The 3,841-nt window shown below is 62.3% G+C and carries 4 protein-coding genes; 1 reads left to right on the forward strand and 3 read right to left on the reverse strand.

Annotated elements, in window-relative coordinates; all coding sequences use genetic code 11:
* Positions 1-203 precede the first annotated feature (203 nt).
* Genes glk through ACXWUF_RS20210 form a run of 3 tightly spaced genes read right to left on the reverse strand, consistent with a single transcriptional unit; the run spans position 204 to position 2,144 of the window.
* Complete coding sequence (glk, locus tag ACXWUF_RS20200) at positions 204-1,190, reverse strand: glucokinase (RefSeq protein WP_458496366.1); 987 nt, start codon at positions 1,188-1,190, stop codon at positions 204-206.
* 31 nt (positions 1,191-1,221) lie between these two features.
* Positions 1,222-1,704, reverse strand: a complete 483-nt coding sequence (locus ACXWUF_RS20205; RefSeq protein WP_458496367.1) for a DUF411 domain-containing protein — start codon at positions 1,702-1,704, stop codon at positions 1,222-1,224.
* Positions 1,705-1,718: 14 nt separating this feature from the next.
* Positions 1,719-2,144, reverse strand: a complete 426-nt coding sequence (locus tag ACXWUF_RS20210; protein WP_458496368.1) for a secondary thiamine-phosphate synthase enzyme YjbQ — start codon at positions 2,142-2,144, stop codon at positions 1,719-1,721.
* 299 nt (positions 2,145-2,443) lie between these two features.
* Here ACXWUF_RS20210 and ACXWUF_RS20215 point away from each other — a divergent pair.
* The coding region (locus ACXWUF_RS20215) for a proline--tRNA ligase (RefSeq protein ID WP_458496369.1) at positions 2,444-3,841 on the forward strand (1,398 nt) is incomplete at its 3' end.

Below are 3,841 nucleotides of genomic sequence, written 5' to 3' on the forward strand. Positions count from 1 at the left end.
GGTCGCGCTGGCCTCCGCTTCAATCTGGGCGACTAGCTCCGACCGCCGATGGGCGAACGGGTCGGTGGCGGGCGGGGGATTCAACTGGTCCATGTTCCTTCAACTCAGAGTTGTTATTTTTCGCGAAAATGTTCCCTTCGACTCCGCTCAGGGAACGGCGGTTTCCGCTGGCTGAGCGGAGTCGAAGCCAGCCCTCCAAAAGCTCAAAGCAGGCAACGCGCCGCGTAATCCGCCGCGCCTAACAGCCCGGTGCTGGGATTGAGGGCGATTTTGACCGGGATGGTCCGCATGAAGCCGACGAACCGGCCCTTGGCGCAGAAGCCCTCCATGAACGCGCCGTCGACGAGGGCGGGCAGTATTTTCGGGGCGATGCCGCCGCCGATCAGCACGCCGCCCCGCGCCAGGCACTTCAACCCCAGATTGCCCGCCTCGGCCCCGTAGATGCGGGCGAACAGGCGCAGGGTTGCGCGGGCTAGCGGATCGTTGTTCTCCAGGGCGTGGCGGCTGATTTCGCGGGCGGGGTCATCGGTCTCGGCCAGCAGGGCGGCAAACTCTTTACTTTCTGGCGCATGGCCGATGGCTCGCAAGTAATCGTAAACATTGGCGATGCCGGGACCGGACAGGATGCGCTCGTAGCTGACGTGGCCCCCGAGCTTTTCCCGCAGGTGAAGCAGTAGGCCGTCTTCCAGCATGTCGTTCGGGGCGAAATCGGTGTGGCCACCCTCGGTGGCGACGGGGTGGTAGTTCATCCCGTCCCAGTACAGGACCGCCTCGCCCAGCCCGGTGCCAGCGGCCAGCACAGCCCGGTTGCCGGCGGCGGGTTCCGAGTCGGGGTTGAGGTCCAGCCATTCCTCCGGTCCCAAGCGAAGCAGGCCCAGCGCCATGGCTTGCAGGTCGTTGAGCAACTTGACCCGCCCAACCCCGGTGGTCACTTCCAAGGAACGCTCGTCGATCACCCAGGGGAGGTTGGTAATCCGGGACCGGCCATCCAGCACCGGACCCGCCACCCCGAAACACGCGGCTTCCAGTGGCACGCTCTGGTCGCTGAGGAATTCCGCGACGATCTCGTCCAGCGAGGCGTAGTCCGCACTGGGAAATATCCGCTCGCGCACCCGCTCCAACCCGTCCGTGCTCTTTTCGTACTGGGCGAGAATCGTCTTGGTTCCACCCACATCGCCGGCTAATAGCATGGCTGCGATCCTTTCTGGTAATGGTCGTTGATTAATAGGACGGATAGTCGTGGAAGACCCGCGTGCCGCCGGTCTTGTCGAACTCCAGCACGGCGAACGGGTCTTTCCTGCCGCCCATTTCCATCCCCGGCGTTCCCGTGGTCATACCCGGCACCGTGAGTCCCACGGCCCGGGGCTTCTTTTTCAGCAGCTCGGCCACGTCCGCTGCGGGCACATGGCCTTCCACCACATAGCCGCCAACCAGGGCGGTATGGCAGGACTGGAGTTCTTTCGGCACGCCCTGCTGGCGTTTCAGCGTGTCCATGTCCTCGGTGAGGACATCCTTCGCCGCGAAGCCATTCTTCTTCATATGCTCCAGCCACTTGCCGCAACAGCCACAAGCGGGGCTGCGGTATACGGTCATATCCACTGGCTTGTCCACCACTGGTGCGCTGCGGTCCCACCCGCTTTCCGCCGCCTGCAAAGGCGCAGCCAGCAGCGCCAGCGCCAACCCTATCGTTTTGATTATTTTCATGGATTCATTGCTCATCAAACTTCCTCTCCGTTCAACGTGACCACTACCGATCGAGCGCCGCCATGGTCCCGATGTTCGCCCAAATAAATGCCCTGCCAAGTCCCCAGCAACAGCCGTCCCTCACCCACCGGAATAGCTAGACCGGTGCCCATCAGGCTGGACTTGATATGGGCGGGCATGTCGTCCGGCCCTTCCAGACGATGGACGTAATGGGCCGCGCCGTCCGGGGCCAGATGCCGCAACTGGGTTTCCATATCGCGCCGCACGTCGGGGTCCGCATTCTCGTTAATGGTCAGGGACGCCGAGGTATGCTGGATGAAGAAATGGGCCAACCCGACCCGGAGGGTCCGCAGTTCAGGCAGATGGCCCAGGATTTCCGTGGTGAGGAGGTGGAAGCCCCTGGAACGGGCTTTCAGGAGGATGGTTTTTTGTAGCCACATAGTGGGAACTAATAATACACGCTTTAGAAATTGTCTCGCTTTTTCTCCCTCTCCTCGCGGGAGAGGGTTGGGGTGAGGGGGTTGTAAATAGGATTTTTTCCATGGCTTCTCGGGCAGAGGAATCCAGTTGGAAGGAAATCCCTTTTTGATTCCCCTCACCCTACCCTCTCCCGCTGGAGAGGGAACAAAGCCGCGCACTCAGCATGGCACGATGACCCGACTAGCCACTCCGCCCCGGCTGACGCCGCTCGCCGCCAGACGGTACAATACCCCGTTTCACGCCAAGCCATCCATTCATCATGCGCACCAGCCAATTCCCGCTCAACACCCTCAAAGAAACCCCCGCCGATGCCGAGATCGTCAGCCACAAGCTGATGCTCCGTGCTGGCCTGATCCGCAAACTCGCCGCTGGACTCTACAACTGGTTGCCGCTGGGGCTGCGGGTGCTGCGTAAGGTCGAAAACGTGGTCCGTGAAGAAATGGACCGCGCCGACGCCCTGGAGGTTCTCATGCCAGCCGTGCAGCCAGCGGAATTATGGGAAGAATCAGGCCGCTGGGGCGTGTTCGGGCCGGAACTGTGCCGCTTCAAGGACCGCCACCAGCGGGATTTCTGCCTAGGGCCAACCCACGAGGAAATCATCACCGACCTGGTGCGTAACGAGATCAAGAGCTACAAGCAGGTTCCGGTCAATTACTATCAAATTCAAAGCAAATTCCGCGATGAAGTGCGCCCCCGTTTCGGCGTGATGCGTGCCCGCGAATTCCTGATGAAGGATGCTTACTCCTTCCACTTAGACAAGGAATCGCTCCAGGAAACCTACGAGGCCATGTTCACCGCCTATTCCCGCATCTTCGAGCGGCTGGGCCTGGAATTCCGCCCGGTGCTGGCGGATACCGGGGCCATCGGCGGCAGCCTGTCCCACGAGTTCCACGTCCTGGCCGAATCCGGCGAGGACGCCATCGCTTTTTCTGACCAGAGCGATTACGCCGCCAATGTGGAAATGGCCGAAGCCGTAGCCCTATCCGTCGCCGAAGAAGCGCCGCAAGCCCTTACCCTGAAGGACACGCCCGGCCAGCACAGCATCGCCGAAGTCAGCGCGTTCCTGAAAATTGAACCGAGCCGCACCCTGAAAACCCTGCTGGTCAAAGGCAGCGACGGCGGGATCGTGGCCCTGCTGCTGCGGGGCGACCACGAATTGAACCCGGTGAAGGCCACCAAGCTGGACGCCGTGGCCCACCCGCTGCAATTCGCCAGCGATGCGGAAGTGCGGGAAGTCGCCGGATGTGCGCCCGGCTCGCTCGGCCCGATTGGCCTGAGCATTCCCGTCATTGCCGACCGCAGCGCCGCGAATCTGGTCAACTTCGTGTGCGGCGCCAACCAGGACGGCAAGCACTACACCGGCACGAACTGGACCCGCGACTTGCCCCTGTCGGACGTGGCCGATTTGCGCCTCGTCGTCGAAGGCGACCCCAGCCCGGATGGCCAGGGCACGCTATGCATCGCCCGTGGCATCGAGGTGGGCCACATCTTCCAACTCGGCACCAAGTACAGCGAGGCCATGCAGGCCACGGTGCTGAACGAGGAAGGCAAGCACCAAGTGCTGATTATGGGCTGTTACGGCATCGGCGTGTCGCGGGTGGTGGCCGCCGCCATTGAGCAGAACCATGACGAGCGCGGCGTCATCTGGCCGGAAGCC

The sequence above is a fragment of the Methylomagnum sp. genome, from assembly GCF_054333355.1.